This is a genomic window from Pseudomonas sp. BN607, assembly GCF_029871175.1.
Classification (GTDB): domain Bacteria; phylum Pseudomonadota; class Gammaproteobacteria; order Pseudomonadales; family Pseudomonadaceae; genus Aquipseudomonas.
Genome location: NZ_SSOE01000052.1, coordinates 14,138 through 40,143 on the forward strand (window position 1 = coordinate 14,138; position 26,006 = coordinate 40,143).

A 26,006-nucleotide genomic window follows, 5' to 3' on the forward strand; every position below is an offset into this window, starting at 1 on the left:
GTACAGCCTTCACAGGCGTCCATAGAGGTCATCATGAAAATCCGTGAACTCGCCCAGCACTGGGAACAGAACGCCGCCGGCACCCTCAGCCGCACGGGCCATGTGTTGCACCTGGACCTGGAATCCGAGGCGCGCCTGGCCGCGTTGATCGACATGTACCCCAAGCGCACCGCCGAGGAACTGCTCGGCGAACTGGTGGCGGCCGCCCTGGAAGAGCTGGAGGCCAGCTTTCCGTACGTGCAGGGCCGCCAGGTCATCGCCACCGATGAAGAGGGCGACCCGTTGTACGAGGATGTTGGCCCTACACCGCGCTTCCTGTCGCTGTCGCGTCAGCACCTGCACAGCCTGAGCAACACCGGCGACGACAGCGAAAATTAACCCCCCCGCCCCGTCATTCCGGGCCTCGCACAGGCCCGGAATACCGCTGAGCCCTGCTAAAGTTCCGCACCCCCTCCGCTGACTGATCAGTCAGAAATAGTTATCCGATTACACGACTTTTTTCTGAACTATTGGAAAAACACTCCAGTCGGAGCCAATAGCCATCACGCTAAAACCCTGCACACCTGCACTTGTGCACCGATCAGCTGAAGCGCACGGAAATTGTCAGGGAATGAGCGATGGACTGCTACGGACATCGTCGTTATCAGGAGTGATCCAATGGAGCTGACCAACATGAAAACCCGCACTTTCAAACCGTCATCCACTCACGTGCGCGGGTTCAAGCTGGCCGCGCTGGCGCTGGGCAGTAGCCTGGTCCTGGCCGGCTGTGCGGGCAACCCGCCGACCGAGCAGTATGCGGTTACCCAGTCCGCCGTGAACTCCGCTGTCAGCGCTGGCGGCACCGAATTTGCCGCTGTTGAAATGAAAGCGGCGCAGGACAAGTTCAAGCAGGCCGAAATTGCCATGCACGACAAAAAGTACGACGAGGCCAAGCGCCTGGCCCAACAGGCCGAGTGGGATGCCCGCCTCGCCGAACGCAAAGCCCAGGCAGCCAAAGCCCAGAAGGCCGTGCAGGATGCCCGTCAGGGCGTTCAGGACGTACGTGAGGAAGGCCTGCGCAGCGCTCAGTGAGCCCTGCCCCGCCAACCTTAGCCTTCGCACACGATCAAAGGATGAACACTATGCGCAAACACGTCATGATTCCCGCCCTGCTGGCCCTGAGCGTAGGTCTTGCTGCCTGCTCGCACGACCCTAATGCCAATCTGGAAGCGGCCCGCACCAATTTCTCCTCGCTGCAGAGCGACCCGCAAGCGAGCAAAGTGGCTGCACTGGAAACCAAGGACGCCCAGGACTGGCTGAACAAGGCCGACAAGGCCTACATGGACCGTGAAGACGAGAAGAAAGTCGACCAACTCGCCTACCTGACCAACCAGCGCGTCGAAGTGGCCAAGCAGACCATCGCTCTGCGCACCGCCGAAGGTGAGCTGAAAAACGCCTCGGCTGAACGTGCCAAAGCCAAGCTGGACGCCCGCGATGCGCAGATCGCCAAGCTGCAGGACAGCCTCAACGCCAAGCAGACCGACCGCGGTACGCTGGTGACCTTCGGTGACGTGCTGTTCGACTTCAACAAGGCCGAACTCAAGAGCAACGCCTACCCGAACATCACCAAGCTGGCGCAGTTCCTCCAGGAAAACCCGGAGCGCAAGGTGATCGTCGAGGGCTACACCGACAGCGTCGGCTCGGCCAACTACAACCAGACCCTGTCCGAACGCCGCGCCAACAGCGTGCGCATGGCACTGGTACGTGCTGGCGTAGATCCTGCGCGCGTCGTGTCTCAGGGCTACGGCAAGGAATACCCTGTGGCTGACAACGGCAGCAACTCGGGCCGTGCGCAGAACCGTCGCGTGGAGGTGACCATCTCCAACGACAACCAGCCAGTGGCACCACGCTCGGTGAGCCAGGTTCAGCAGTAAGGCTGGCTAGCTGACATGAGAAGCCCCGCAAGCGACGCGGGGCTTTTCTTTGTCCGCCAAAAATGCGGCGTCAAACACTCACTGCACCCGCTGCGGTGTTTCCTCGCCCATGCAACGCACTGCACGCTTGCGGTTGTCCACCAGCACGCCGGTCAGGCCCTTTTGCTGGGTGTCGAACAGCACCAGCACGCCATCCAGACACTGAGCCACCTGCGGCGCGGGGTCGAGCGAGACCTTGTAATCCTCGCCCGGGATCGTCTTGAGCATGGTGAAATCCTGCAGCAACAGGGCATCCTCGGGCTTGGCAAAATGCAGGTAACCGTAGTACCACAAGGCCCCCACCGTCACGATGATGCTGCCAACCCCGGTCAGAATCAGCGGGATGGCGTTGCGTTCTTCACTCATTGCTTGTTCTTCTCGTCTGGGAAATTGGGCACTTCGGCAAGCCGCCGCAGGCCGTTGAAATGGCTGGGGTCGTCGAGGAAACGCAGCATCACCTGGCGCCACGTAGGGTCGGCGAAGGTCTGCACGTGGCCGCCCCGGGTCAGTTGCAGCACCCGCGGCGGCGGCGCGTGCTGGTACAGGCGGATGCCATTGTCCAGCGGCACCAGGTTGTCGTCGATGCTGTGGAAAAACAGCTTGGGCGGACTGCTCAGTTTCTCGATCGAGCGGATCGCGCTGTCACCGTCCGGCACCAGCCACGACAGCGGCACCTGCAACGGCCAGGTCATCCACGAGGTGCTGAGCGCATAACGCCCCACCGCCCGGTAGCTGGCCGGCACGCCATCGAACACCAGCGCACTGAAGCGCTGGCGCTGCTCGGGATGGGCAGCCAGGTAATGAATGGCCATGGCGCCGCCCAGGCTCTGCCCCAGCAGCACCAGCGGCTTACCCTTGACCTCGGGAGCCCGGTCGAGCCAGGCGATGGCCGTGGCGATGTCCTCGTAGACGTCCGGCAGGCTCGGCTGCCCCTCGGACAAGCCATAGCCGCGATAATCGATCATCAACACCTGGTAGCCCTGCTCCGGCAGCCAGTAGCTGCCGCCCAGGTGCCCGGGGAGGTTGCCGCCGTTGCCGTGCAGGTGCAGCACCGTGCCCTTGACCTCGACCCCCGCCTTGGCCGGCAGCCACCAGCCATGCAAGCGAACGCCATCTGCAGTGGTCAGGGTCAGATCACGGTATTCCAGCCGGGCCCGCTCGGGAGTGAAAGCTTGGCCAGGCTCGGGGTAGAACAACAGGCTGCTGCAGCCGCCCAGCCCCAGCAGCACCAGGCTCACGGCCAGCAGACGGCAGTACTCAGAGAATGTTCGCGTAGTCGGCTTCAATGCGATCCAGGCTCAGGTGGTTGAGGAAGTTGGAGAAGCACATCCAGGCCGACAGCGCGTTGAGGTCGCGGAACTGCTCGGGCAGGTACTTGGGCGGCTCGACCAGCCCTTCCTCGACCAGTTGGCGCAGGGTGCGCATGTCTTCCAGCGTGGTTTTGCCACAGAACAGCAACGGGATCTGCTCCAGCTTGCCCTTCTTCACGGCCAACTGAATGTAGTTGTAAACCATGATGAAGCCCTTGAGGTAGGACAAGTCCTTGGTGAATGGCAGCCCGTTGGGCACCGAACCGCGGAACACCCGGCTGGCGTTGCTGTAGCTCTGGGCCATTTCAAAGCCCTGCTCGCGGAAAAAGCCGTAGACCTGCATGAAGTCTGCGCCCTCCTCGACCATATGGATGGCACGGGTGCGGTTGGTGAGCTTGCGCAGGCGGCTGGGGTAGGAGGCAAAGGCAATCACCTCCATGAGGATCGCCAGGCCTTCCTGGGTCACCGTCGACGAGGGCGGGCCCTTGGCCAGGAAGGTACAGATCGGCTGGTTCAGGCCGTTGAGTGTGGTGCCAACGTGCACCAACCCTTCGTGCACCTCCAGGGCGCGCACGTCGCGGGCGTTGAACATGGCGTCGGCACGCACCTTGATGTAGTCGGCCCCGGCCGCAGCGTCGGCGACGATGCCATCGGACTCGAATACGCGAATGGTCCCCTCGGCTTCGCCGAACACCTTGTTCAGGCGCCGCTGAAGGATGTCCACGGCCTCCTTGGCGGTAAGGTTCTTGGGCTCATCCTTGAGGTCGCCACGGCCATCGATGTTGTTCAGATAGTCCGACAACATCAGGCCGAGGTCGGCCAGGGTCGGGTCACCGGCATGGAAGGCATCGGAGGCAGCGCCATACAGTTCCTGAGAGATCAGGCCGAAGTCTTCGGTGCCGCGCGCTTCGAGCATGCGCACCACCATGCGGTATTCGCGGCACATGCGCTTCATGATCTGCCCGACCGGGTTGAACTGGCCGAGCTGGCGGATGATATCGCGCTCGATGCCTTGAAACTCGGCCTTCACCGCACTGGAGTCGAACGACAGTGGACGCGACTGGTAGTAGTCGCGATCGACGGCAGGCGGCTCCTTGCCCTTGGCATTGAGAAAGCCCTGGCGGATGTTGTCGTCCCACTTCACCGCGTCCAGCACCCGGATCGGGGTCTGTGCCGCAACGATGCGGTCGGACAGGGCACGGATGGTTTGCTGGTATTCGTCCACCGGGGACTCCTTTCTAGTACACGAAACCTGTGCTTGCCCGCGAAGCCGCCAGCACGGTCATTTGCCGGAGCGCTGGAACCGCGCTACTTCGACGAACAGGTCGGAGTTGGCCGGGTCATCCAGGTAGGCCAGTACCCGCGCCGCCGGGCTGTCGATCAGCACGCCGTCGCCGTTGTCTTCCGGCACCTCGGTGCTGCGCCCGTTCAGTTCCTTCTTGTCCACTGCCTGCTGTACCTGCTCGACATCCAGGTTGTACACCACCAGTTCCTTGCCATCGACGATATCGAAGCCGCCAATCAGGAAATTGCCGCCCAAGCGTTTTGGCACACCGGCCGACAGGTACCAGCGGTTGCCGTGGCGCGACACGGTGAACACGTATTCTTCAGGGGCCTTGCCCTTGGGCGTGGCGACCGCCTTGTAGGCATCGCCGCCACTGCGGCTGATGGTAAGTTTCAGCGGCTCGCCCCAGGCATCCTTGCTGCTCCACTTGCCAAGCAAGGCCTTGGGCGCCGCCTGGTTGCTCGGCAAGGGCTCATGGAAGGTCACCAGACAACCGCCCAGCAGCAGGAATGACAAAGTCAACGACACCACACGCCAGGCTTTCATCAGGTTCTCCTAGAAAAGTCGGTCTCGCTCAAGCCGATGCCAGCACCAGTTGCAGGTATCGGGTAAGCATAGCGAGCATCTGCCCATCGGCTTGCGCACTGGCATCCTTGAGCAGGCCCTGATATTCCATCTGCTCGATAATCGCCGTCAACATTTGGGCGTCCTGTTCCGGTTGCCGCGAGCCCACCACCTGCAGCAATTGCCGTGTGCCGTGCAGCAGGATCTGCTCATGGGCGCACACCAGCTCGGCCAGGCGCGGGCACAGCAGTGCCTCCTGGCGGAAGGCCTGCTCGGCCATGAGGAAATCACGGCGGTTGAGCAACTGGCGCTGAACGTAGTCGGCGGTCATCCGCGCCACTTCGTCCGCCAGCCGCGCACGCGCCTGCCGGCTGCCATCACCCTGTGCGAGCAGTTGGCGCAACACCACCTCGGTATTGGCCCACAGCTTGGCCATGTAGGCAGCACTGCGCTCGACGTACTGGGCGAAGGTGTCGGTGAGCAGGTCTTCGATGTCCTTGAAGTAGTAGGTGGTGGCTGACAATGGCACACCGGCCTCGGCGGCCACCGCACGGTGGCGCACACCGCGCACGCCATCGCGCACGACAATTCGCATGGCGGCGTCGAGAATCAGCTGGCGACGCTGTTCGCTGCCTTGGCGGGCAGTCTTGCGGCCTTGGTATTGCACGCTTTCGGCGACGGCGGTGGCGATGCCGGCGGCGCCTTGGTCAGGCATGGCGGGTGTCACGGGGGATACCTCATGGGCAGTGTTTCATCAGTGCCGGCTTCTTCGCAGGCACGCACGCCCCCACAGGGACCCCGCAACATTCAGGTGTGGGAGTGGGCGTGCTCGGGAAGAGGCCGGTACAGGCAACATAAAGCTTAGGGCAAGAAAAAGCCGCCTCGAAAGGCGGCTCGTTCAATGTCTTCAGCCCTGCGGACGCATGTGCGGGAACAGAATCACGTCGCGGATCGACGGCGAGTTGGTCAGCAGCATCACCAGGCGGTCGATGCCGATCCCTTCACCGGCGGTCGGCGGCATGCCGTACTCCAGCGCACGAACGAAGTCGGCGTCGTAGTGCATGGCTTCGTCGTCACCCGCGTCCTTCTCTGCCACCTGGGCCAGGAAGCGCTCGGCCTGGTCTTCGGCATCGTTGAGCTCGGAGTAGGCGTTGGCGATTTCGCGGCCACCGATGAAAAGCTCGAAACGGTCGGTAACAGCCGGGTTGTCATCGTTGCGACGGGCCAGCGGCGACACTTCGAACGGGTACTCGGTGATGAAGTGCGGCTGCTCCAGTTTGTGCTCGACCAGCTCTTCGAAAATCATGACCTGCAGCTTGCCCAGGCCTTCGTGGCCCAGCACCTTGGCACCGGCCTTTTTGGCGATGTCGCGGGCGCGATCGACATCTTGCAGATCGGCAGCGGTCAGCTCCGGGTTGTACTTCAGGATCGAGTCGAACACCGAGAGGCGTACGAACGGTTCGCCGAAGTGGAAGACCTTGTCGCCGTACGGCACGTCGGTAGACCCCAGTACAAGCTGGGCCAGCTCGCGGAACAGTTCCTCGGTGAGGTCCATGTTGTCGCGGTAGTCGGCGTAGGCCTGGTAGAACTCAAGCATGGTGAATTCAGGGTTGTGACGAGTCGAAACGCCTTCGTTGCGGAAGTTACGGTTGATCTCGAACACTTTTTCGAAGCCACCCACGACCAGGCGCTTGAGGTACAGCTCCGGCGCGATACGCAGGAACATGGCCATGTCCAGGGCGTTGTGGTGGGTTTCGAACGGCTTGGCTGCCGCACCGCCCGGGATGGTCTGCAGCATCGGCGTTTCGACTTCAAGGAAGTCGCGCTCGATGAGGAACTTGCGAATGTGCGAGATCACCTGGGAACGCACACGGAAGGTGTGGCGGGTTTCTTCGTTGACCATCAGGTCGACGTAACGCTGGCGGTAGCGCTGCTCGGTGTCGGTCAGGCCGTGGTGCTTGTCGGGCAGCGGGCGCAGCGACTTGGTCAGCAGGCGTACGTTGGTCATTTCAACGTACAGGTCGCCCTTGCCGGAGCGGGCCAGGGTGCCTTCGGCGCTGATGATGTCGCCCAGGTCCCAGGTCTTGACCGCAGCCAGGGTTTCTTCCGGCAGGGTCTTGCGGTTGACGTAGACCTGAATACGGCCAGTCATGTCCTGGATAACCATGAACGAGCCACGGTTGAGCATGATGCGGCCGGCTACCTTGACCGGGATCGCGGCTGCTTCCAGCTCTTCCTTGGTCTTGTCCGCGTATTGCTTCTGCAGGTCGTTGCAGTAGCTGTCGCGACGGAAGTCGTTGGGGAAGGCATTGCCCTTGGCACGCTCGGCGGCAAGTTTTTCCTTGCGCAGGGCGATCAGGGCGTTTTCTTCCTGTTGCAGGTCTTGCGATTCGGTCTTCAGGTCGCTCATGTCGTCATTCTTTCCATCAGGTATTCGTTGCCCGTTCCGGGCAGGGCACGCGCTACCGGCGGCTGGCCAGGTAGCGCGGCATGGGTGTGCGGCTTACAGGCCCTGCTTGAGGCTCGCTTCCAGGTACTGGTCAAGGTCGCCATCGAGGACCTTCTGGCAGTCGCTGCGTTCGACGCCGGTACGCAGGTCCTTGATGCGCGAGTCATCCAGCACGTAGGAGCGAATCTGGTGGCCCCAGCCGATGTCCGACTTGCTGTCTTCCAGCGCCTGCGAAGCGGCGTTGCGCTTCTGCATTTCCAGCTCGTACAACTTGGCCCGCAACATTTTCATGGCGGTGTCCTTGTTGGCGTGCTGAGAACGTTCGTTCTGGCAAGCCACCACGGTATTGGTCGGTACGTGAGTGATACGTACTGCCGAGTCGGTGGTGTTCACGTGCTGGCCACCGGCACCGGAGGAACGGTAGGTGTCGATGCGCAGGTCGGACGGGTTGATCTCGATTTCGACCTTGTCGTCGATCTCGGGCGAGACGAACACGGCCGAGAACGACGTGTGGCGGCGGGCGCCGGAGTCGAACGGGCTTTTGCGCACCAGGCGGTGCACGCCGATTTCGGTGCGCAGCCAGCCAAAGGCGTATTCACCCTTGATGTGCACGGTGGCACCTTTGATACCCGCCACTTCGCCTTCGGAAAGCTCGATGATGGTGGCGTCGAAACCACGCTTGTCGGCCCAGCGCAGGTACATGCGCAGCAGGATGTTGGCCCAGTCCTGTGCCTCGGTACCACCGGAGCCGGCCTGGATATCCAGGTAGGCGTTGTTCATGTCCATCTCGCCGCTGAACATGCGACGGAACTCAAGCTGGGCCAGGTTTTCTTCCAGGCCTTCCAGCTCGGTCACGACGTCGCCGACGGCGCTTTCGTCATTTTCCTCGACAGCCATGTCGAGCAGGTCCTGGCAGTCGCCCAGGCCGTTGGACAGCTTGTCGAGGGTCTCGACGACCTGGGCCAGCATGGCGCGCTCGCGACCCAGTGCCTGGGCGTACTCGGGCTTGTTCCAGACGTTGGGGTCTTCCAGCTCGCGGTTGACTTCGATCAGGCGGTCATGCTTGTGATCGTAGTCAAAGATACCCCCGAATTGACTGGGAACGTTCGGTGAGGTCCTTGATGGTGTTCAGAATCGGTTGGATTTCCATGGGTTGCCTACTCGCGCGAATTCGGTGAAAAGCCCGCGAGTATAACGCAGTCGGAGGCGCGGCGGCAGGCCCGCCCGGCAGGGAAACCCCACAGGTTTGGAGCATGCCGTTCACGGCGAAAATCACAATCGCAGACGAGCGCCAGAAATGTGCTGACTGGAAATAGTTGGACCGATGAATTTCAGGCGTTTTGCATGCGCGCTCCCTGTCGGAACTGGCATTTCTGCCAGTTGCACGCATCAGCGGCAGCTATTCAACTCTTACCTCGTAATACCGACCTGCAATCCCACCCAAGCGAGGCCAAAATGAATACCACCAAAATCATCGAAATCTACCCTAGATCAGCCACAGATACCGAATGGAGACTTAAAGGCGAGTTCGGCACCCTGACCATCCCGAAAGAAAGAAACGGCTCGCTCAGCCTTAAAGCCATAACCAACCCAAGCGGCTCCCCTACAAAATACAAATTCGAGATGAATATTCTCTTCCCTGGCGTCGAGGGTGGGTCCCAGGAAAGCCTGGAGCAAGTCAGGACGGAGTTCATCTTCGCCAGCTCAATCAACCGCATAGGACATAGCGTCGACCAGGAATTGGTCACCTATGATTGCTACGCCGATGACGATACGCTCAAGATCAAGTCCATTTATCCCTGCAAGGTCGCGTACCAGCTCGTCTACAAGAATGGCGACATGGTTATCTTTCACGGCCCTACAAGGTACATAGAAATCGTGGAGTGAGCGTTATAAAAACCGGGGTATCGATACCGCCAGCCATCCGCGTCAACATTCTGAACAGTACGCGCTGGCGGTGTTCGACCCTCAAGCAACGCCCACTTGGTTCCGGCCGCTGTTCTTGGCCAGATACAGCCCCTTGTCCGCCGCCGAAATCAGCTGCCGGCAATGGCTGCCGATGGTCGGAGTCTGGGTCGCCAGGCCGATACTCACCGTCAGGCACGAGTCAGCCACCGGTGCGGAATGCGGGATGCCCAGGCCCAGCACGGTCTGGCGAAGCTTCTCGGCGACCAGCCTTGCCCCACCTGGCGAGGTGTTGGGTAGCACCAGAGCGAACTCTTCGCCACCGTAGCGCGCCGGCAGGTCGGTTGGGCGCGAGCAAGAGCCACGAATGGCCTCGGCGACCTGGCGCAGGGCCTCGTCGCCCGCCAAGTGGCCAAAGCTGTCGTTGTAGGCCTTGAAATAATCGACATCGATCATCAGCAGCGACAACTGCTGCTGTTCACGCATGGCCCGGCGCCACTCCAGTTCCAGGTACTCGTCAAAGTGGCGACGGTTGGACAGCCCGGTGAGGCCATCGGAGTTCATCAGCCGCTGCAGCATCAGGTTGGAATCAAGCAGCTGCTGCTGGCTGACGCGCAGCGCACGGTAGGCTTCGTCACGTTGCAGCAGCGTCAGGTAGGACCGTGAGTGGTAGCGAATTCGCGCCACCAGCTCGATGGTATCCGGCAACTTGACCAGGTAATCATTTGCCCCCGCGGCAAACGCCGCGCTCTTGACCAGCGGGTCTTCCTTGGTCGACAGAACGATGATCGGGATGTCCTGGGTGGCCGGGTTGTTACGGTACTCGCGCACCAGGGTCAAGCCGTCCAGGCCAGGCATGATCAAGTCTTGAAGAATGACCGTGGGCTTGATACGCATGGCCTGGGCCACGGCCTGGTGTGGGTCGGCACAGAAGTGGAAATCGATGTTGTCTTCATTGGCCAGGCCGCGCCGCACTGCCTCGCCGATCATGGCCTGATCGTCGACCAGCAGCACCATCGCCGAGTTCTCGTTGGTGGTCGCGAAACCTTCGATCGGTAAATCACTCATACCTGTTCACCTGATCACTACCGGCTTGGCGGCGTGATTCAATACCTGTCGTCATTTTCCGAAAATTTCCATCAAGCGGCTGGCTATCCGTTCCAGCGGGCGAATCTCAACTGCAGCATCGATGGCTGCAGCCGCCTTGGGCATGCCATACACCGCGCTGCTGGCCTGGTCCTGGGCAATGGTCAGAAAGCCTCGCTGACGCATCAGCTTCAGGCCTTGGGCACCGTCGCGGCCCATGCCGGTGAGCAAGACCCCCACCGCATCACCGCCCCAGTAGCGCGCGACACTCTCGAAGAACACATCGATCGAGGGCCGGTAGATTTCATTCACAGGCTCGGCAGTGTAGGCCAGTTGGCCGTTCTGTAGCAGACGGATGTGGTGATTCGTGCCGGCCAGCAATACCTGGCCCGGCTGCGGCGGCTCGCCTTCACAGGCCAGGCGCACCGGCAGGCCGGCGGCGCTGCTGAGCCATTCGGCCATGCCCGCGGCAAATACCTGGTCGACATGCTGGACCAGCACGATGGCCGCCGGAAACGCCGCCGGCAGGCCCTTGAGCAACACTTCGAGGGCTGCTGGGCCACCGGCCGAAGAACCGATCGCCACCAGCCCGCGGCGCTGCGAAGCCTCACGCAGCGGCGCAGCCACCGGCCGTGCTGCCGGCACCCGCTGCTGGCCGACCAGCCAGCCGATATTGAGGATTTTGCGCAGCAGTGGCGCTGCCGCTTCGCGGGCGTCACCCGCCCCCAGCGCCGGGGTGTCGACCACATCGAGCGCGCCATGGCCCATGGCCTCGAAGACCCGGTGCACGTTCTGCTTGCGGTCGACCGTGACAATGACGATGGCACAGGGGGTTTCAGCCATGATCCGCCGGGTCGCCTCGACGCCGTCCATCACCGGCATGATCAGGTCCATAAGGATCAGGTCTGGAAGCTGCTCGGCGCAGCGCTGCACCGCCTCCTGGCCATTGCTGGCCACCCACACCACCTGGTGTGCAGGCTCGAAGGCAACCGCCCGGCGAAGCGCCTCGACGGCCATGGGCATGTCATTGACGATGGCGATCTTCATCCTTGAGCACCTCCGATCAGTTCGACTACCGCATCCAGCAACGCATCATCGTGGAAGCTGGCTTTCGCCAAATAGTAGTCGGCCCCCGCATCCAGACCACGCCGTCGATCTTCCTCACGGTCCTTGTAGGACACCACCATCACTGGCAGCGATTGCAAGCGCTGGTCGCGGCGCACCAGCGTGACCAGCTCGATGCCGTCCATGCGCGGCATGTCGATGTCAGTGATCAGCAGGTCGAAGTCTTCGCTACGCAAGGCGTTCCAGCCGTCCATGCCATCCACCGCTACGGCCACATCGTAGCCACGGTGGCTCAGCAGCTTGCGCTGCAGTTCGCGCACGGTCAGCGAATCGTCGACCACCAGAATGCGCTTGCGGGCCAAACCGCGGGCGGCGCTGTTGCCGCGCTCGACGCGCTCCAGGCTGCCGGTGCTGAGGAGTTTTTCCACCGAGCGCAGCAAGTCCTCGACATCGACGATCAGTACCACTGAGCCATCATCGAGCAAGGCCCCTGAAGAAATGTCCTGCACCTTGCCCAGCCGCGGGTCGAGCGGCATCACCACCAGCACCCGTTCGCCCACCAGCCGCTCCACCGCCACGCCGTATAACTGCTCGCGCTCACGGATCACCACCACCCGCAGGCTGGCTTGGTCGCTTTGCCCGGCCGGGCGGTTGAGCAACTGGCTGGCCGCCACCAAGCCGATATGTCGGCCTTCGTGCCAGAAGTGCTGGCGCCCTTCGATCTGCACGACCTGCTCGGCAGTCACTTCCAGCGTGCGCTCGATATGGGCCAACGGGAAGGCGTAGGCCTCACCGCCCACTTCGACCACCAGGCTGCGCACCACCGACAGGGTCAGCGGCACCTGCAGATGGAAGCGGCAACCCTGCCCGGCCACCTGGGTCAGTTCGATCGAGCCGCGCAGCTCGCGAATCATGTGCTGCACGGCATCCAGCCCGACGCCGCGCCCGGACACTTCGGTGACCTTGTCACGCAGGCTGAAGCCAGGCAGGAACAGGAACGTCAGCAGTTCCGCCTCGCTCATGCGCGCCACGGTCTCGGCAGGCGACAAGGCGCGCTCGACGATGCTGCTGCACAGGCGCTCGAGGTCTATGCCAGCGCCATCATCGACCAGCTCAAGGCTGAGCATGCCAGCCTGATGCGAAGCACGAAGGCGGATCACCCCCTCATCCGGTTTGCCCGCCAGCAGGCGTCGTTCCGGCAGTTCGATGCCGTGGTCGACAGCATTGCGCAACAGGTGGGTCAACGGTGCTTCAAGCTTTTCCAGCACATCGCGGTCGACCTGGGTCTTGTCCCCTTCCACCACCAGCCGCACCGGTTTGCCCAGCGAGCGGCCAAGGTCACGAACCATGCGACTCTGCCCGGTCAGCACGTCGGCAAAAGGCCGCATCCGGCAGGCCAAGGCGGTGTCATACAGCAACTGCGCGCGCTGGCTGGCCTGCCAGCCGAATTCATCGAGGTCGGCGGCCTGCTGCTGCAGGATCTGCTGGGTTTCTGCCAGCAGGCGCTGAGTCTGGGCCAAGGCTTCAAGCACTTCGCTGCTCTGGCCGCTGTCTTCCAGCTGCATGCGCAAGCCGTCGAGCGCCTGCATGCCCTGGCCGTGCATCCGCTTGAGGCGCTGCAGGGTAGACAGGTAAGGCTTCAGCCGCTGGGTTTCCACCAACGACTTGCTGGACAGGTCGAGCAGGCTGTTAAGGCGATCGGCGGTGACCCGCAGCACCCGCTCGCCCCCCTCGCCCGCACGTTTGCCCGCCTTGCGCCGCAGCGTCGGTTCGGGTTCTGCCTCAGGCTCCGGCGGCTCGACTGGCAACACCAGCGGTTCCGCCGGCCGGCTTGCCTGCGGCGGCTCTGCCAGTACGGCAGGCAAAACCGGCGGCACCCTGGGCATGGCCGCTGCCCCCGGGTCGAGCAGGCTGGCCATTTGTGCCAGGAACACCGGCAAGGTCGCTTGCGCCGCGGCGTCACCGGGCGTGGCGATGCGCATCAGCAGATCGGTACCCTGCAACAGCGCGTCGATATGTTCGGCGGTCAGCCGCAGGCGGCCCTCCTGAGCGGCCACCAGGCAATCTTCCATGACGTGGGCGACACTGACCCCGGCATCCACCCCGACGATGCGCGCCGCCCCCTTAAGCGAGTGCGCCGCGCGCATGCAGGCCTCAAGTTGGTCAGCCTGGGTAGGGTTGCGTTCCAGTGCCATCAGGCCGGCGCTGAGTACCTGGGTTTGCGCTTCGGCCTCCAGGCTGAACAGTTCGAGCAACGATGCGTCGCGCATTTGCTCTGGGGTCATGACAGGCTCCGCTGCACTTCAGACATTAAGTGTTGATCGTCCAGTACCCGAACGCTGCGGCCGCGCCACTGCAGAACGGCGGCGGTGAAGCGCGTGGCATCCTGGCCGTTGCCCGACAGCAGCGGATCGAGGCGGTGGATGCCGTCGACTTCCTCGACGGCCATGACCACTGGCCCACCTTCGGCGGCCAGGATCAGCATGCGTGGCATCGCCCGGCCGCTGCGCTGCTCGACGGCAGTAGCCTGCACGCCCAGCAAATCAGCCAGCGACAGGCACGGCACCAGCGCACCACGCACGTTGACGACCCCCTGCAACAATCGCGAACGCTGGTGTGGCAACGAATGCACGGCCTGCAACGGGGCGATTTCGGCCAGGCAGGCGGTAGCCAGCGCCAGCCACTCTTCGCCCAAGCGGAACAGCAGCATCGAACGGCCGATGTTTTCCTCGACCACCGGCGCTGCTGCAGCCTGATGGTCCTGGGTCAGTGCATAGCGGTCCAGCAGCCGCGTGGCCGCAGCGGCATAGACCTCGCAGTTGCGGCAATGAACATGCCGTTCCAGCAGCGGGCACTGCTTGTCGCCGTGCACGCCAATACGGTTCCAGCAGTCGTCGATAGGCGCGTCATGCTCAGCCAGCAGTTGCATCGCCGATTCACCGCTCATCGTTCAGACTCCCGGCCAGCCCGCGCCGCCCGTTCCTGCAGACGCCGGGCACCGACCAGGTCGCCCTGCGCCGCCAACAGGGCTGCCAGATGCACCAACGCCTCGGGGTGCTGTGGTTCCAGGTACAGGGCCTTGCGATAGTGGGTTAGCGCCTGCTGCGCATCGCCTTCGGTATCACTGAGCAAACCCAGCCAGTAGTAGACCTGCGCCGAAGGGGCGTGCTTACTCAGGTAGCGCTGGCATTCCGCACGGGCCTGCTCACTGGCGCCGGCGTTGGCCAGCCGGGCAATGCTGGCCAGCAACTCGCTGGCGCCCTCATGGTTGTGTTCACGGGGCGACACTGGCTTGGCCGCCACCGGCAACACACGCAGCGGGCGCGGCAATGGCGAGCTGACCGGCGGATAAACCGGTGTGGCCGGTGCCATCACGGGGCGCCTGGCGGGTGGCGCAGGCGGCGCTGGCACAGGGCTGCTGGCGCCTTCATGACGCACATAGGCAAACGCCTGAGCGATCCCCAGCGGGCGCATGCCCAGGCGTGACAGCAAGCTGCCTTCGGCCGGGCCGATAAACAGCACGCCCTGCGGGTGGAGTAGGCGCTTGAGCACTTCGAACACACGTTGCTGGGTTGGCACGTCGAAATAGATCAACAGGTTGCGGCAGAACACGAAATCGTACAGGCCATCACGGCTGGCCAGGCCCGGGTCGAGCACATTGCCCACTTGCAGGCTGACTTGCTGCTGCACCCGCTCATGCAGGCGGTGGCCGTCGTCGAGGGCTTCGAAGTAGCGCTCGCGAAACCCCAGGTCGCGGCCACGGAAGGCATTACGCCCGTACACCGCCTGCCCGGCCTTGGCCACCGAACTGGGGCTGATGTCCATGCCATCGATCAGAAACGCACCGGGTGCCATGCCTGCGTCGAGCAGGGCCATGGCCAGTGAATAGGGTTCCTCACCGGTCGAGCACGGCAGGCTGAGCAGGCGCAACGGGCGCGCCCCGGCCAGTTCGGCCAGGCGTTTGTGCGCCAGGCTGGCCAGGGCACCAAAGGATTCGGGGTAACGGAAAAACCAGGTTTCCGGGACGATCACTGCCTCGATCAGCGCCTGTTGCTCGTCGTTGGACTGCTGCAGGCGCAACCAATAGTCGTCCAGATCGGTGGCGCCCACGGCCACGCTACGCTGGCGCAGTGCACGCTCCACCATTGGCGCGCCCACCGACTCCACGTCCAGGCCTATACGCTCGCGCAAGAAACGGAAGAAACGCTGTTCGATCATGTCGGCATCCCTGTCGGGGCTTGCGTGTACAGCAAATCGTGCACGGCGTCGGGCAGCAAGTCATTGACCTCGATGCGCTGCACCATGCCTTGGGCATCCTGCCGCACCGGGCCCAGATACGGCGCCTCGCCCGTGTCCACGCCATAGGGCTGGAACTCGTCGGGGTGGCAACGCAGGGTTTCGGTGGCCTGCTCCAGGATCAGGCCAAGCTGCTGGCCACCACGGTAGTGCACCAGCACCAGACGGGTGCTGGTGCGCTGCACCGCCGGCAGGCCAAAGCTCAGCGCGGCAAGGTCGATCACCGGTACCAGCAGGCCACGATGGGCCAGGATTCCGGCAACCCAGGCCGGCGCCTGGGCAATCGGCTTGAGCGGCTGGCGCGGCAACACTTCGATCACCTCGTGCACACTCAGGGCAAAGCGCTGCTGCCTGATGCGAAACTGCAGGTACAGCGCCCCCTTGGCACTGTCTGCCCGGGTGGCGTGCGGTTGCATGTCGTTCATCGTGGTCAGACTTTGAAGCGCGACACGCCGCCACGCAGGCCTGCGGCCACTTGGCTCAGCTCGTCGATGGCAAAACTGGCCTGGCGCAGCGACTCCACCGTCTGGGTGCTGGCATCGCTGAGCTGCGCCAGCGCCTGGTTGATCTGCTCGGCACCGGTGGCCTGGGCCTGCATGCCTTCGTTGACCATCAGCACGCGCGGCGCCAGGGCCTGCACCTGGTGGATGATCTGGCTCAGTTGCTCGCCCACCTGCTGCACCTCGAACATGCCACGGCGTACCTCTTCAGAGAACTTGTCCATACCCATGACCCCGGCCGACACCGCCGACTGGATCTCGCGCACCATCTGCTCGATGTCGTAGGTGGCCACGGCGGTCTGGTCGGCCAGGCGGCGCACTTCAGTGGCCACCACGGCAAAACCACGGCCGTATTCGCCGGCCTTTTCCGCTTCGATGGCGGCGTTGAGCGACAGCAGGTTGGTCTGATCGGCGACCTTGACGATGGTCACCACCATCTGCGTGATATTGCTGGCCTTCTCGTTGAGGATGCCGAGCTTGGCGTTGACCAGGTCGGCCGCGCCCATCACCTGGTGCATGGTTTCTTCCATGCGCGCGAGCCCCTGTTGCCCAGAGCCGGCCAGGCTGGACGCCTGGTCAGCGGCCGAGGTGACTTCGGTCATGGTGCGCACCAGGTCTCGCGAAGTCGCGGCGATTTCCCGCGATGTGGCGCCGATTTCGGTGGTGGTGGCGGCGGTTTCGGTGGCGGTAGCCTGCTGCTGCTTGGACGTCGCGGCAATTTCGGTCACCGACGTGGTCACCTGCACCGACGAGCGCTGGGCCTGGGACACCAGGTTGGCCAGGGCCTCGGCCATTTCGTTGAAGCCGCTTTCGATAGCGCCGAACTCGTCCTTGCGGTCCAGGCTCAGGCGCATGCTCAGGTCGCCCGAGCGCAGTTTGTCGAGGGCATGCACGATACGCTGCATGGGCGCGGTGATGGCGCGCATCAGCAGCAGCCCACAGATACCTGCAGCGACGATTGCCAGCAGCAGCGACACCACCATGCTGCCCTTGGCGGTGCTCACGGCGCTTACGATTTCGTTGGTGGCAGCGTCGGCGGCCGTGCGGTTGTACTCGATCACCTCGTTCAGGTGCTTGCGACCGTCAACCCAGGCCGGGGTGAGCACTTCGGAGATCAGCCGCTGCGCTTCGTCATAGTTGTGCTGACGGTAGGCGTCCAACACCTGGCTGACGATCTTCAGATAGTTTTCTTCCAGCTGAATGAACTGGTCGAAACGGGCCTGGTCATCATTGTCCTGGATGGTGGACTGGTAGCTGGCCATGTGTTGCTTCAGCCGGTCCTCGAAGCTCTTGAACAGCTCCATGTCGGCCGAAGTGATTTCCCGGTGGTTGGAGAGACCAACCAGTTGCTGGCTGGTGACGTAACTGTCGACCCAGGCACTGCGGATCATCGAGCTGTAGTAGACCCCGGGAATGCTGTCGGTCCCCACTGCCTCTTCGGCGGTTTCGATGGCCACCAACCGCGAGTAGGCGGCCACGATCATCAACAGCATGATGGCGATGATCACGGCGAAACTTGCCAGGATCCGTTGGCGCAAGGTCCAGTTCTTCACATTCAGCCCTCAGGAATTCACAACGAGCGGGAAAATCGCCGGAGTATAGCCTAGAGGTCGTATGGTTTTGCGGGTGAAGTGCATGACGCACTATATGCAGCGACTGTGAGATCGAGCGCCGCCCGCGCGGCGCATCGCGAGCTGCGCTCGCTCCTACGTTTGTTTCGGGCCAATTATGCCTGTGGGGTTCGCGCGCGAACGCCTTGGTGCATGGCGCGATATCGCGTCGTACAAACCAGGCGGTCGCGCGCGCCTGTCACAGACGTTACTGGCCCGAAACAAACGTAGGAGCGAGCGCAGCTCGCGATGCGCCGCGCGGGCGGCGCTCGATCTCACCGACGCCGACTATTTCCAGACAGGCCTATTACTGAGCCACCGCCTGGCGTACCTGGCTTTCCAGCTCCTGACGCAAACCCGGGTCCAGCCGCAACTGACGGGCCAGTTCGTCCAGGTAAGCCCGCTCCATGAAGTTTTCCTGGTCGACCATCATCACGCTGGCCAGGTACATCTCGGCAGCCATCTCCGGCGTTTGCGCCGCACGCGCCACCTCCGCTGGGTCCAGCGGCTTGTTCAGCTCGGCATGCAGCCAGTGCTGCAGTTCGCGGTCGCTGTCCAGTCGGGTGAACTCGCCCTCGATCAGCGCCCGCTCGCGCTCATCGATGTGGCCATCGGACTTGGCCGCTGCCACCAGCGCCCGCAACACCGCCTGGCTGTGCTGCTCGACCTGAGCCGGCGGCAGGCGGTCGACGGTCTGCGGTTCGCCGGCCGTAACCTGCTGACGCGCCTGCCAGTTGCCGTAAGCCTTGTAAGCCAGGACGCCGAGCGCAGCCAGGCCGCCATAGGTAAGGGCCTTGCCGCCATATTTACGCGCCTTCTTGCTGCCCAGCAGCAAACCCAGCGCGCCACCACCCAAAAGGCCACCGCCGGCCCCGGAAAGCAAGCCGCCAAGCCCGCTCGCGCCCGCCGCAGGCTTGCCGGAAGCCGATTGTTTGTTCAGCAACTCCTGGCCAGATTTCAGCAGTTGATCCAGTAGGCCACGGGTGTTCATGTGCAGCTCTCCAGGTGAAGGAAGTCAGCCGCCAGAGTAAAGCCTGCCTGCCCATGGGCCATGCACGGATTTGCTTCTGGATGTTGCATTGGCTGGCAAAAAGCCAACTAGACTCGACCACTGCCGCGACCAAAATCTCCAAGAAGAGGGAACACCATGTCAGTGCACAAGACCGCATTGCTCGGCGCCGCCACCTGCGCCGTACTGGCCAGCGCCAGCCTGCAGGCCGCCGAACCGCCCAAGGCCCTGGGTGCCGGCGAAGGGCGCCTGGACATCGTCGCCTGGCCCGGCTACATCGAGCGCGGTGAAAGCGACAAGGCCTACGACTGGGTGACCGGCTTCGAAAAGGAAACCGGCTGCAAGGTCAGCGTGAAAACCGCTGCTACCTCGGACGAGATGGTCAGCCTGATGACCAAGGGCGGCTACGACCTGGTCACCGCCTCGGGCGATGCGTCGCTGCGACTGATCGCCGGCAAGCGCGTGCAACCGATCAACACCGCACTGATCCCCAACTGGAAGACCATCGACCCGCGCCTGCAGAATGGCGGCTGGTACGTGGTCGACAAGCAGGTCTATGGCACCCCGTACCAGTGGGGGCCGAATGTACTGCTGTACAACACCAACATTTTCAAACAGGCGCCGACCAGTTGGGGCGTGGTGTTCGTGCCGCAGGACCTGCCCGATGGCAAGCCGAACAAGGGCCGCGTACAGGCCTACGACGGGCCGATCTACATTGCCGACGCCGCGCTCTACCTGAAGTCGGCCAAACCCGAACTGGGCATCAAGGACCCGTACGAACTGAACGAAGAACAGTACAAGGCCGTGCTGGAACTGCTGCGTCAGCAGCAGCCGCTGATTCACCGGTACTGGCATGACGCCACGGTGCAGATGAGCGACGTGAAGAACGAAGGCGTGGTCGCCTCCAGTTCCTGGGGCTACATGGTCAATGGCCTGAAGGCAGAGAACCAGCCAGTGGCCTCGACCATCCCCAAAGAGGGTGCAACCGGCTGGGCCGACACCACCATGCTGCACGCCGAGGCCAAGCACCCCAACTGCGCCTACAAATGGATGGACTGGTCGCTGCAGCCCAAGGTGCAGGGAGACGTGGCAGCCTGGTTCGGCTCGTTGCCGGCAGTGCCGGCGGCGTGTACCGGCAGCGAACTGCTGGGCGCCGAGGGCTGCAAGACCAATGGTTTCGATAACTTCGACAAGATCGCCTTCTGGAAAACCCCGCAGGCCCAAGGGGGCAAGTTCGTGCCGTATAGCCGCTGGACCCAGGATTACATCGCCATCATGGGTGGGCGCTGAGGTTGCCTGAATGCCTGTACTGGCCTTTTCGCGGGCAAGCCCGCTCCCACAGGTTCTTAACCGCCTGCAAGGGTGGCGCTTCTCCTGTAAGAGCGGGCTTGCTCGCGAAGAGGCCGGCACAGGAGAACCCTTGTTGTCCGGAGCCCACGCATGCCCCTAGCCGTCCAGTTCACCCAGGTTTCCCGCACCTTCGGCGAGGTCAAGGCCGTCGACCAGGTCAGCATCGACATTATCGATGGCGAGTTCTTCTCCATGCTGGGCCCTTCCGGCTCGGGCAAGACCACCTGCCTGCGCCTGATCGCCGGCTTCGAACAACCCAGCAGCGGCTCGATCCGCATCCATGGCGTGGAGGCCGCTGGCGTGCCGCCCTATCAGCGTGACGTCAACACCGTGTTCCAGGACTATGCGCTGTTCCCGCACATGAACGTGCTCGACAACATCGCCTATGGCCTGAAGGTAAAAGGCGTAGCCAAGGCCGAACGCCACAGCCGTGCCGAAGAAGCCCTGGCGATGGTAGCCCTGGCCGGCTACGGCGCGCGCAAGCCGGCGCAGCTGTCTGGCGGCCAGCGCCAGCGCGTGGCCCTGGCCCGGGCGCTGGTCAACCGGCCACGGGTGCTGCTGCTGGACGAACCGCTTGGCGCGCTGGACCTGAAACTGCGCGAGCAGATGCAGGGCGAACTGAAAAAACTCCAGCGCCAACTGGGTATCACCTTCGTCTTCGTCACCCATGACCAGACTGAGGCGCTGTCGATGTCCGACCGCGTGGCAGTGTTCAACCGCGGCCGCATCGAGCAGGTCGACACCCCGCGCAACCTGTACATGAAGCCCGCCACCCCATTCGTCGCCGAGTTCGTCGGCACCTCTAACGTGGTGCGTGGCGAGCTGGCCCTGGCACTCAACGGCAGCCCGGCGCCCTTCTCCATCCGGCCCGAACATATCCGCCTGGGCGACCCTGTGGTAACCAGCCATGAAGTGCAGGTCAGCGGGCTGCTGCGCGATGTCCAGTACCAGGGCAGTGCTACCCGCTACGAATTGCAGCTGGACAGCGGCCAGTTGCTGGCGGTAAGCCAGGCCAACGACCGCTGGCAGGCGCAGGCCCAGGGCTGGCAGCCGGGGCAACGGGTGCAGGCGCACTGGCCACGCGAAGCGATGACGCTGTTGCAGGAAACCGAGGGCCGCTGACATGAGCACTTTGCGCGGCCTGTCCAACCTGCTGTACCGGCGCCCCAACCTGTATTTGGCACTGCTGTTGATCCCCCCGCTGACCTGGTTCGGCGCGATCTACCTCGGCTCGCTGCTGAACCTGTTGTGGCAGGGGTTCTATACCTTCGACGACTTCACCATGGCGGTGACCCCGGACCTCACCCTGGGCAACTTCGCCGCGCTGTTCAACCCGTCGAACTTCGACATCATCCTGCGCACCCTGGGCATGGCTGTAGCTGTATCGCTGGCCAGTGCGGTACTGGCTTTCCCCATCGCCTACTACATGGCGCGCTTCACCAGCGGCAAGACCAAGGCGTTTTTCTACATCGCAGTGATGATGCCGATGTGGGCCAGCTACATCGTCAAGACCTATGCCTGGACCCTGTTGCTGGCCAAGGGTGGGGTGGCCCAGTGGTTCGTCCAGCAACTGCACCTGGATGCCCTGCTGCAAGCCGTGCTGACGGTGCCGGGCGTGGGCGGCAGCACGCTGTCGACCTCGCACCTGGGGCGGTTCATGGTGTTCGTGTACATCTGGCTGCCGTTCATGATCCTGCCGATCCAGGCGTCGCTGGAGCGCTTGCCGCCGTCACTGCTGCAAGCCTCGGCGGACCTCGGCGCACGGCCCGGGCAAACCTTCTTGCAGGTGATTCTGCCACTGTCGATCCCCGGCATCGCCGCCGGCTCCATCTTCACCTTCTCGCTCACCTTGGGCGACTTCATCGTGCCGCAGCTGGTCGGCCCGCCCGGCTACTTCATCGGCAGCATGGTCTATGCCCAGCAAGGGGCGATCGGCAACATGCCGATGGCTGCCGCGTTCACCCTGGTGCCGATCGTGCTGATTGCCGTGTACCTGTCCATCGTCAAGCGCCTGGGGGCTTTCGATGCACTCTGAAAAAGCCTCCACGGGGCTTCGCCTGGCAGCCTGGGGCGGGCTGCTGTTTCTGCACTTCCCGATCCTGATCATCTTCCTGTATGCCTTCAATACCGAAGACGCGGCGTTCAGCTTCCCGCCCAAGGGCTTTACCCTGAAGTGGTTTGCCGTGGCCTTCTCCCGCCCCGATGTGCTGGAGGCGATCAAGCTGTCGCTGCAGGTAGCCTGCCTGGCCACGCTGATCGCCCTGGTGCTCGGCACCCTGGCCTCGGCAGCGCTGTACCGGCGCAGCTTTTTCGGCAAGGAGGGCATTTCGTTGATGCTGATCCTGCCCATCGCCCTGACCGGCATCATCACCGGCATCGCCCTGCTCTCGGCGTTCAAAGCCTTGGGTATCGAGCCCGGGGTATTCACCATCGTGGTCGGCCACGCCACTTTCTGCGTGGTGATCGTCTACAACAACGTCATCGCCCGCCTGCGGCGTACTTCGCAGAGCCTGATCGAAGCCTCGATGGACCTTGGCGCCGATGGCTGGCAAACCTTCCGCTACATCGTCCTGCCCAACCTCGGCTCGGCACTGCTCGCCGGCGGCATGCTGGCCTTTGCCCTGTCGTTCGATGAAATCATCGTCACCACCTTTACCGCCGGCCACGAACGCACCCTGCCGATCTGGCTGCTCAACCAGCTCAGCCGACCCCGCGACGTACCCGTGACCAACGTGGTGGCCATGTTGGTGATGCTGGTAACCATGCTGCCAATTCTTGGCGCCTATTACCTGACCCGTGGCGGCGAAAGCGTTGCGGGCAGTGGCAAATGATCCTGGAGGAGTCCCCGATGCAAACGCAGATGCTGATCAATGGCCAACTGGTCGCTGGCCAAGGCCCTGCCTGGACCGTGCTCAACCCGGCGCTGGGCACCGCCCTGGCACAGATCAACGAGGCCACCGAGGCGCAGGTGGACAGCGCCGTGCGCGCCGCCGACCAGGCCTTTGACAGCTGGTCGCAGACCAGCCCCAAGGAGCGCGCGCAGGCCTTGCTGGCCTTGGCCGACGCCATTGAAGGGCATGGCGATGAACTGGCCCGGCTGGAATCGCAGAACTGCGGCAAGCCGCTCAGCGCCGCGCTCAATGACGAGATCCCGGCGATTGCCGACGTCTTCCGCTACTTTGCCGGTGCGGCACGTTGCCTGGGCGGTTCGGCGGCAGGCGAATACCTGCCGGGCCACACCTCGATGATCCGTCGCGACCCGTTGGGGGTGGTGGCCTCCATCGCACCGTGGAACTACCCGTTGATGATGCTGGCCTGGAAGATCGCCCCGGCCCTGGCAGCCGGCAACACGGTGGTGATCAAACCCTCCGAACTGACCCCGCTGACCGCCCTGCGGCTGGGTGAACTGGCCCAGGACCTGCTGCCGCCAGGCGTGCTGAACATTCTTTTCGGCCGGGGCCAGACCGTCGGCAACCCGCTGGTCAGCCACCCCAAGGTGCGCATGGTGTCGCTGACCGGCTCGATCCCCACGGGCGTGCACATCATCAGCGCCACCGCCGACAGCGTGAAACGCATGCACATGGAGCTGGGCGGCAAGGCGCCTGTGCTGGTGTTCGACGATGCCGATATCGACGCCGCCATCGACGGCATCCGCACCTTCGGCTTCTACAACGCCGGCCAGGACTGCACCGCAGCCTGTCGCCTGTACGTACAGGACGGGATCTACGAGCGCTTTGTCGAGCGCCTGGGTGCAGCAGTAGCGAGCCTGAAACCTGGCCTGCAGGAGGCCGAGGACACCGAGCTGGGGCCATTGATCAGTGCCCAGCATCGCGACAAGGTCGCCGGGCTGGTGCAGCGGGCCATTGCCCAGCCACACATTCGCCTGGTGACGGGTGGCAAGGCGATTGATGGCGAGGGTTTCTACTTCGAGCCGACCGTGCTGGCCGACGCCCTGCAGGACGACGAAATCGTGCGCAACGAAGTGTTCGGCCCGGTGGTGTCGGTCACCCGCTTCACAGACGAAGCGCAGGCGCTGGAATGGGCCAACGACTCCAACTACGGCCTGGCCTCATCGGTGTGGACCCGCGACACCGGCCGCGCCCACCGCCTGGCGGCGCGCTTGCAGTATGGCTGCACCTGGGTGAATACCCATTTCATGCTGGTCAGCGAAATGCCCCACGGCGGGCAGAAGCATTCCGGGTATGGGAAGGACATGTCGATGTATGGGCTGGAGGACTACACCTGTGTGCGGCATGTGATGATCAAGCATTGAGGAGGCACAGGGGTACGTCGGTAGATTTGTAACGCCAACGAGATCGAGCGCCGCCCGCGCGGCGCTCGATCTGAGCCCCAAACAAAATCCTCGCCAACCCCCGGCAAACTCGACGCCCCTAGTCCCGCAAATCAGACTCGTGAATCGGGTTGGCCCTGCTCGTGGCGCGTTGGTACTGCGCCGGCCAGGTGGCTTTGTTGCCGCCCAGATCGTCGTCGGCATGCAGCGGCCAGTACGGGTCGCGCAGCAGTTCGCGGGCCAGGAAGATGATATCGGCCTGCCCGGTGCGCAGGATGTGCTCGGCCTGGGCCGGTTCGGTGATCATGCCCACAGTGCCAGTGGCGATTTCCGATTCCTTGCGCACGCGCTCGGCGAAACGGGTCTGGTAGCCGGGGCCGGTGGGGATTTCGGCGTTTACCGAGGTGCCGCCAGAGGACACATCGATCAGGTCCACACCCAACCCGCGCAGGCGCCGGGCCAGTTCGACGGTTTCATCAGGGTTCCAACCATCTTCCACCCAGTCGGTTGCCGATACACGCACGAACAGTGGCAACTCCGCGGGCCAAACCTTGCGCACTGCCTCGACCACCTGCAGGGTCAGGCGGATGCGGTTTTCAAAGCTGCTACCGTACTCATCGCGGCGTTGGTTGCTCAGGGGTGATAGGAACTGGTGCAGCAGGTAGCCGTGCGCGGCGTGGATCTCCACCACCTTGAAACCGGCCTTCAAGGCGCGCTCGGTCGAGGCGACGAAGGCGCCAATCACATCCTGAATCTCGTCCTGGCTCAACTCACGCGGCGCGGTGTGTTGAGGGTCGAAGGCGATTTTCGACGGCCCCACCGGCTGCCAGCCGCCCTCTTCCAGTTTGACGCTACCTGGTTTGCCCAGCCATGGGCGATAGGTGCTGGCCTTGCGCCCGGCGTGGGCCAGCTGGATGCCAGCCACGGCGCCCTGGGCGGTGATGAAGCGGGTGATGCGTTGTAACGGGGCGATCTGCGCGTCGTCCCACAGGCCAAGGTCTTCGGCGGTGATGCGGCCATCGGCGGTAACCGCCACAGCTTCGGTGATCACCAGGCCCGCGCCACCTACGGCGCGGCTGCCAAGATGAACAAGGTGCCAGTCGTTGGCCAAGCCATCGACGGCGGAATACTGGCACATCGGCGACACGGCGATGCGGTTGGGCAGGGTCAACTGACGCAGGGTGTAAGGCTCGAGCAGCAGGCTCATGAGGGCACCTCCCAAGGACTCCAATGGTGATCCGGCCCGGACACTCAATTGCACGTCCCTGGCCCAGGTCCGGTCATAACTTCAGACTAGACCAGAATGGGTGGGGGGGAGGTTCCATGGGATTTGG

The 26,006-nt window shown here is 63.4% G+C and carries 24 protein-coding genes and 1 pseudogene; 9 read left to right on the top strand and 16 right to left on the bottom strand.

Annotated features, from left to right (window positions below; translation table 11 throughout):
- The first annotated feature begins 33 nt into the window (after positions 1-33).
- The 3 genes from E8E68_RS11960 to E8E68_RS11970 all read left to right on the top strand — a co-directional run bounded on the left by E8E68_RS11960 (position 34) and on the right by E8E68_RS11970 (position 1,913).
- Complete coding sequence (locus E8E68_RS11960) at positions 34-378, top strand: pilin assembly protein (protein WP_266034038.1); 345 nt, start codon at positions 34-36, stop codon at positions 376-378.
- Positions 379-657: 279 nt separating this feature from the next.
- Positions 658-1,071: a DUF4398 domain-containing protein gene (locus E8E68_RS11965; protein WP_110747078.1), complete on the top strand. Its 414-nt coding sequence runs from the start codon at positions 658-660 to the stop codon at positions 1,069-1,071.
- A 50-nt stretch (positions 1,072-1,121) separates the two neighbouring features.
- Complete coding sequence (locus E8E68_RS11970) at positions 1,122-1,913, top strand: OmpA family protein (protein ID WP_110747080.1); 792 nt, start codon at positions 1,122-1,124, stop codon at positions 1,911-1,913.
- Between the two features lie 78 nt (positions 1,914-1,991).
- Here the strand turns inward: E8E68_RS11970 and E8E68_RS11975 are convergent, their stop codons facing one another.
- From E8E68_RS11975 to prfB, 7 genes are all read right to left on the bottom strand, one after another.
- A complete protein-coding gene (locus E8E68_RS11975) occupies positions 1,992-2,318 on the bottom strand; it encodes a hypothetical protein (protein ID WP_280341697.1) in 327 nt (108 codons plus the stop codon).
- Positions 2,315-3,238 carry an alpha/beta hydrolase gene (locus E8E68_RS11980; protein ID WP_266034032.1) on the bottom strand — a complete coding sequence of 308 codons (924 nt, stop codon included), beginning with the start codon at positions 3,236-3,238 and terminating at the stop codon, positions 2,315-2,317. Before E8E68_RS11980 ends, E8E68_RS11975 begins: the two co-directional genes overlap by 4 nt.
- The gene (locus tag E8E68_RS11985; RefSeq protein ID WP_110748279.1) at positions 3,210-4,487 is read right to left on the bottom strand and encodes a flavohemoglobin expression-modulating QEGLA motif protein; all 1,278 of its coding nucleotides are present in this window, start codon (positions 4,485-4,487) and stop codon (positions 3,210-3,212) included. The genes E8E68_RS11980 and E8E68_RS11985 overlap by 29 nt, the downstream gene beginning before the upstream one ends.
- A gap of 57 nt (positions 4,488-4,544) precedes the next feature.
- Positions 4,545-5,093 carry a hypothetical protein gene (locus E8E68_RS11990; RefSeq protein ID WP_280341700.1) on the bottom strand — a complete coding sequence of 183 codons (549 nt, stop codon included), beginning with the start codon at positions 5,091-5,093 and terminating at the stop codon, positions 4,545-4,547.
- A 28-nt stretch (positions 5,094-5,121) separates the two neighbouring features.
- Positions 5,122-5,826: a TetR family transcriptional regulator gene (locus E8E68_RS11995; RefSeq protein ID WP_266034026.1), complete on the bottom strand. Its 705-nt coding sequence runs from the start codon at positions 5,824-5,826 to the stop codon at positions 5,122-5,124.
- Positions 5,827-6,018: 192 nt separating this feature from the next.
- Positions 6,019-7,521, bottom strand: coding sequence for a lysine--tRNA ligase (lysS, locus tag E8E68_RS12000; protein ID WP_110748270.1), 1,503 nt, complete (start codon positions 7,519-7,521; stop codon positions 6,019-6,021).
- A gap of 93 nt (positions 7,522-7,614) precedes the next feature.
- Positions 7,615-8,710, bottom strand: a protein-coding gene (prfB, locus tag E8E68_RS12005; RefSeq protein WP_110748267.1) for a peptide chain release factor 2 whose coding sequence is annotated in 2 segments (ribosomal slippage) — positions 7,615-8,637 and positions 8,639-8,710 — 1,095 coding nt in all. Because the reading frame shifts where the segments join, the coding sequence is not laid out codon by codon here.
- A gap of 305 nt (positions 8,711-9,015) precedes the next feature.
- On the opposite strand from prfB, the gene E8E68_RS12010 reads away from it, so the two are divergent.
- Positions 9,016-9,447: a hypothetical protein gene (locus tag E8E68_RS12010; protein WP_266034019.1), complete on the top strand. Its 432-nt coding sequence runs from the start codon at positions 9,016-9,018 to the stop codon at positions 9,445-9,447.
- A gap of 62 nt (positions 9,448-9,509) precedes the next feature.
- Here the strand turns inward: E8E68_RS12010 and E8E68_RS12015 are convergent.
- From E8E68_RS12015 to E8E68_RS12050, 8 genes and pseudogenes are all read right to left on the bottom strand, one after another.
- Positions 9,510-10,533 (bottom strand): annotated as a pseudogene (locus tag E8E68_RS12015) (PleD family two-component system response regulator); the annotation flags it as partial.
- Positions 10,534-10,584: 51 nt separating this feature from the next.
- Positions 10,585-11,598, bottom strand: coding sequence for a Wsp signal transduction system protein-glutamate methylesterase WspF (wspF, locus tag E8E68_RS12020; RefSeq protein WP_110748259.1), 1,014 nt, complete (start codon positions 11,596-11,598; stop codon positions 10,585-10,587).
- Positions 11,595-13,901 (bottom strand): hybrid sensor histidine kinase/response regulator, encoded by a 2,307-nt coding sequence (locus E8E68_RS12025; RefSeq protein WP_266034016.1) that lies wholly within the window; start codon positions 13,899-13,901, stop codon positions 11,595-11,597. The genes wspF and E8E68_RS12025 overlap by 4 nt, the downstream gene beginning before the upstream one ends.
- Positions 13,898-14,563: a chemotaxis protein CheW gene (locus E8E68_RS12030; RefSeq protein WP_266034013.1), complete on the bottom strand. Its 666-nt coding sequence runs from the start codon at positions 14,561-14,563 to the stop codon at positions 13,898-13,900. Before E8E68_RS12030 ends, E8E68_RS12025 begins: the two co-directional genes overlap by 4 nt.
- Positions 14,560-15,834: a CheR family methyltransferase gene (locus E8E68_RS12035; RefSeq protein ID WP_266034010.1), complete on the bottom strand. Its 1,275-nt coding sequence runs from the start codon at positions 15,832-15,834 to the stop codon at positions 14,560-14,562. Before E8E68_RS12035 ends, E8E68_RS12030 begins: the two co-directional genes overlap by 4 nt.
- Entirely contained in the window at positions 15,831-16,337 is a 507-nt protein-coding gene (locus E8E68_RS12040; RefSeq protein ID WP_266034008.1) for a chemotaxis protein CheW, read from the bottom strand. The genes E8E68_RS12035 and E8E68_RS12040 overlap by 4 nt, the downstream gene beginning before the upstream one ends.
- 5 nt (positions 16,338-16,342) lie before the next feature.
- The gene (locus E8E68_RS12045) at positions 16,343-17,965 is read right to left on the bottom strand and encodes a methyl-accepting chemotaxis protein (protein WP_266034005.1); all 1,623 of its coding nucleotides are present in this window, start codon (positions 17,963-17,965) and stop codon (positions 16,343-16,345) included.
- A gap of 364 nt (positions 17,966-18,329) precedes the next feature.
- A complete protein-coding gene (locus E8E68_RS12050) occupies positions 18,330-19,013 on the bottom strand; it encodes a tellurite resistance TerB family protein (protein ID WP_280341715.1) in 684 nt (227 codons plus the stop codon).
- 156 nt (positions 19,014-19,169) lie between these two features.
- Between E8E68_RS12050 and ydcS the strand changes: the two genes are divergently transcribed.
- The 5 genes from ydcS (at position 19,170) to E8E68_RS12075 (ending at position 24,654) form a co-directional block, all read left to right on the top strand.
- Positions 19,170-20,321 (top strand): putative ABC transporter substrate-binding protein YdcS, encoded by a 1,152-nt coding sequence (gene ydcS / locus E8E68_RS12055; protein ID WP_280341718.1) that lies wholly within the window; start codon positions 19,170-19,172, stop codon positions 20,319-20,321.
- A 150-nt stretch (positions 20,322-20,471) separates the two neighbouring features.
- Positions 20,472-21,503 carry an ABC transporter ATP-binding protein gene (locus E8E68_RS12060; RefSeq protein ID WP_110748579.1) on the top strand — a complete coding sequence of 344 codons (1,032 nt, stop codon included), beginning with the start codon at positions 20,472-20,474 and terminating at the stop codon, positions 21,501-21,503.
- A 1-nt stretch (position 21,504) separates the two neighbouring features.
- Positions 21,505-22,416, top strand: a complete 912-nt coding sequence (locus E8E68_RS12065) for an ABC transporter permease (protein ID WP_266028330.1) — start codon at positions 21,505-21,507, stop codon at positions 22,414-22,416.
- A complete protein-coding gene (locus E8E68_RS12070) occupies positions 22,406-23,212 on the top strand; it encodes an ABC transporter permease (protein WP_280341723.1) in 807 nt (268 codons plus the stop codon). Before E8E68_RS12065 ends, E8E68_RS12070 begins: the two co-directional genes overlap by 11 nt.
- Before the next feature lie 17 nt (positions 23,213-23,229).
- Complete coding sequence (locus tag E8E68_RS12075; RefSeq protein WP_266028334.1) at positions 23,230-24,654, top strand: gamma-aminobutyraldehyde dehydrogenase; 1,425 nt, start codon at positions 23,230-23,232, stop codon at positions 24,652-24,654.
- A gap of 118 nt (positions 24,655-24,772) precedes the next feature.
- On the opposite strand, the gene E8E68_RS12080 is transcribed toward E8E68_RS12075, so the two are convergent.
- On the bottom strand, positions 24,773-25,879 hold the full coding sequence (locus tag E8E68_RS12080; RefSeq protein ID WP_266028335.1) for an NADH:flavin oxidoreductase/NADH oxidase: 1,107 nt from the start codon (positions 25,877-25,879) through the stop codon (positions 24,773-24,775).
- Positions 25,880-26,006: the final 127 nt, after the last annotated feature.

Coding starts and splice junctions, on each gene's coding strand:
- E8E68_RS12075 (WP_266028334.1), top strand. CDS start 23,230: ATGCAAACGCAGATGCTGATCAATGGCCAACTGGTCGCTGGCCAAGGC.
- lysS (WP_110748270.1), bottom strand. CDS start 7,521: ATGAGCGACCTGAAGACCGAATCGCAAGACCTGCAACAGGAAGAAAAC.
- E8E68_RS11960 (WP_266034038.1), top strand. CDS start 34: ATGAAAATCCGTGAACTCGCCCAGCACTGGGAACAGAACGCCGCCGGC.
- E8E68_RS11990 (WP_280341700.1), bottom strand. CDS start 5,093: ATGAAAGCCTGGCGTGTGGTGTCGTTGACTTTGTCATTCCTGCTGCTG.
- E8E68_RS12065 (WP_266028330.1), top strand. CDS start 21,505: ATGAGCACTTTGCGCGGCCTGTCCAACCTGCTGTACCGGCGCCCCAAC.
- E8E68_RS12035 (WP_266034010.1), bottom strand. CDS start 15,834: ATGATCGAACAGCGTTTCTTCCGTTTCTTGCGCGAGCGTATAGGCCTG.
- E8E68_RS12070 (WP_280341723.1), top strand. CDS start 22,406: ATGCACTCTGAAAAAGCCTCCACGGGGCTTCGCCTGGCAGCCTGGGGC.
- E8E68_RS12050 (WP_280341715.1), bottom strand. CDS start 19,013: ATGAACACCCGTGGCCTACTGGATCAACTGCTGAAATCTGGCCAGGAG.
- E8E68_RS11975 (WP_280341697.1), bottom strand. CDS start 2,318: ATGAGTGAAGAACGCAACGCCATCCCGCTGATTCTGACCGGGGTTGGC.
- E8E68_RS12030 (WP_266034013.1), bottom strand. CDS start 14,563: ATGAGCGGTGAATCGGCGATGCAACTGCTGGCTGAGCATGACGCGCCT.
- E8E68_RS12010 (WP_266034019.1), top strand. CDS start 9,016: ATGAATACCACCAAAATCATCGAAATCTACCCTAGATCAGCCACAGAT.
- E8E68_RS12025 (WP_266034016.1), bottom strand. CDS start 13,901: ATGACCCCAGAGCAAATGCGCGACGCATCGTTGCTCGAACTGTTCAGC.
- E8E68_RS12060 (WP_110748579.1), top strand. CDS start 20,472: ATGCCCCTAGCCGTCCAGTTCACCCAGGTTTCCCGCACCTTCGGCGAG.
- ydcS (WP_280341718.1), top strand. CDS start 19,170: ATGTCAGTGCACAAGACCGCATTGCTCGGCGCCGCCACCTGCGCCGTA.
- E8E68_RS11995 (WP_266034026.1), bottom strand. CDS start 5,826: ATGCCTGACCAAGGCGCCGCCGGCATCGCCACCGCCGTCGCCGAAAGC.
- E8E68_RS11965 (WP_110747078.1), top strand. CDS start 658: ATGGAGCTGACCAACATGAAAACCCGCACTTTCAAACCGTCATCCACT.
- E8E68_RS12080 (WP_266028335.1), bottom strand. CDS start 25,879: ATGAGCCTGCTGCTCGAGCCTTACACCCTGCGTCAGTTGACCCTGCCC.
- E8E68_RS12040 (WP_266034008.1), bottom strand. CDS start 16,337: ATGAACGACATGCAACCGCACGCCACCCGGGCAGACAGTGCCAAGGGG.
- wspF (WP_110748259.1), bottom strand. CDS start 11,598: ATGAAGATCGCCATCGTCAATGACATGCCCATGGCCGTCGAGGCGCTT.
- E8E68_RS11970 (WP_110747080.1), top strand. CDS start 1,122: ATGCGCAAACACGTCATGATTCCCGCCCTGCTGGCCCTGAGCGTAGGT.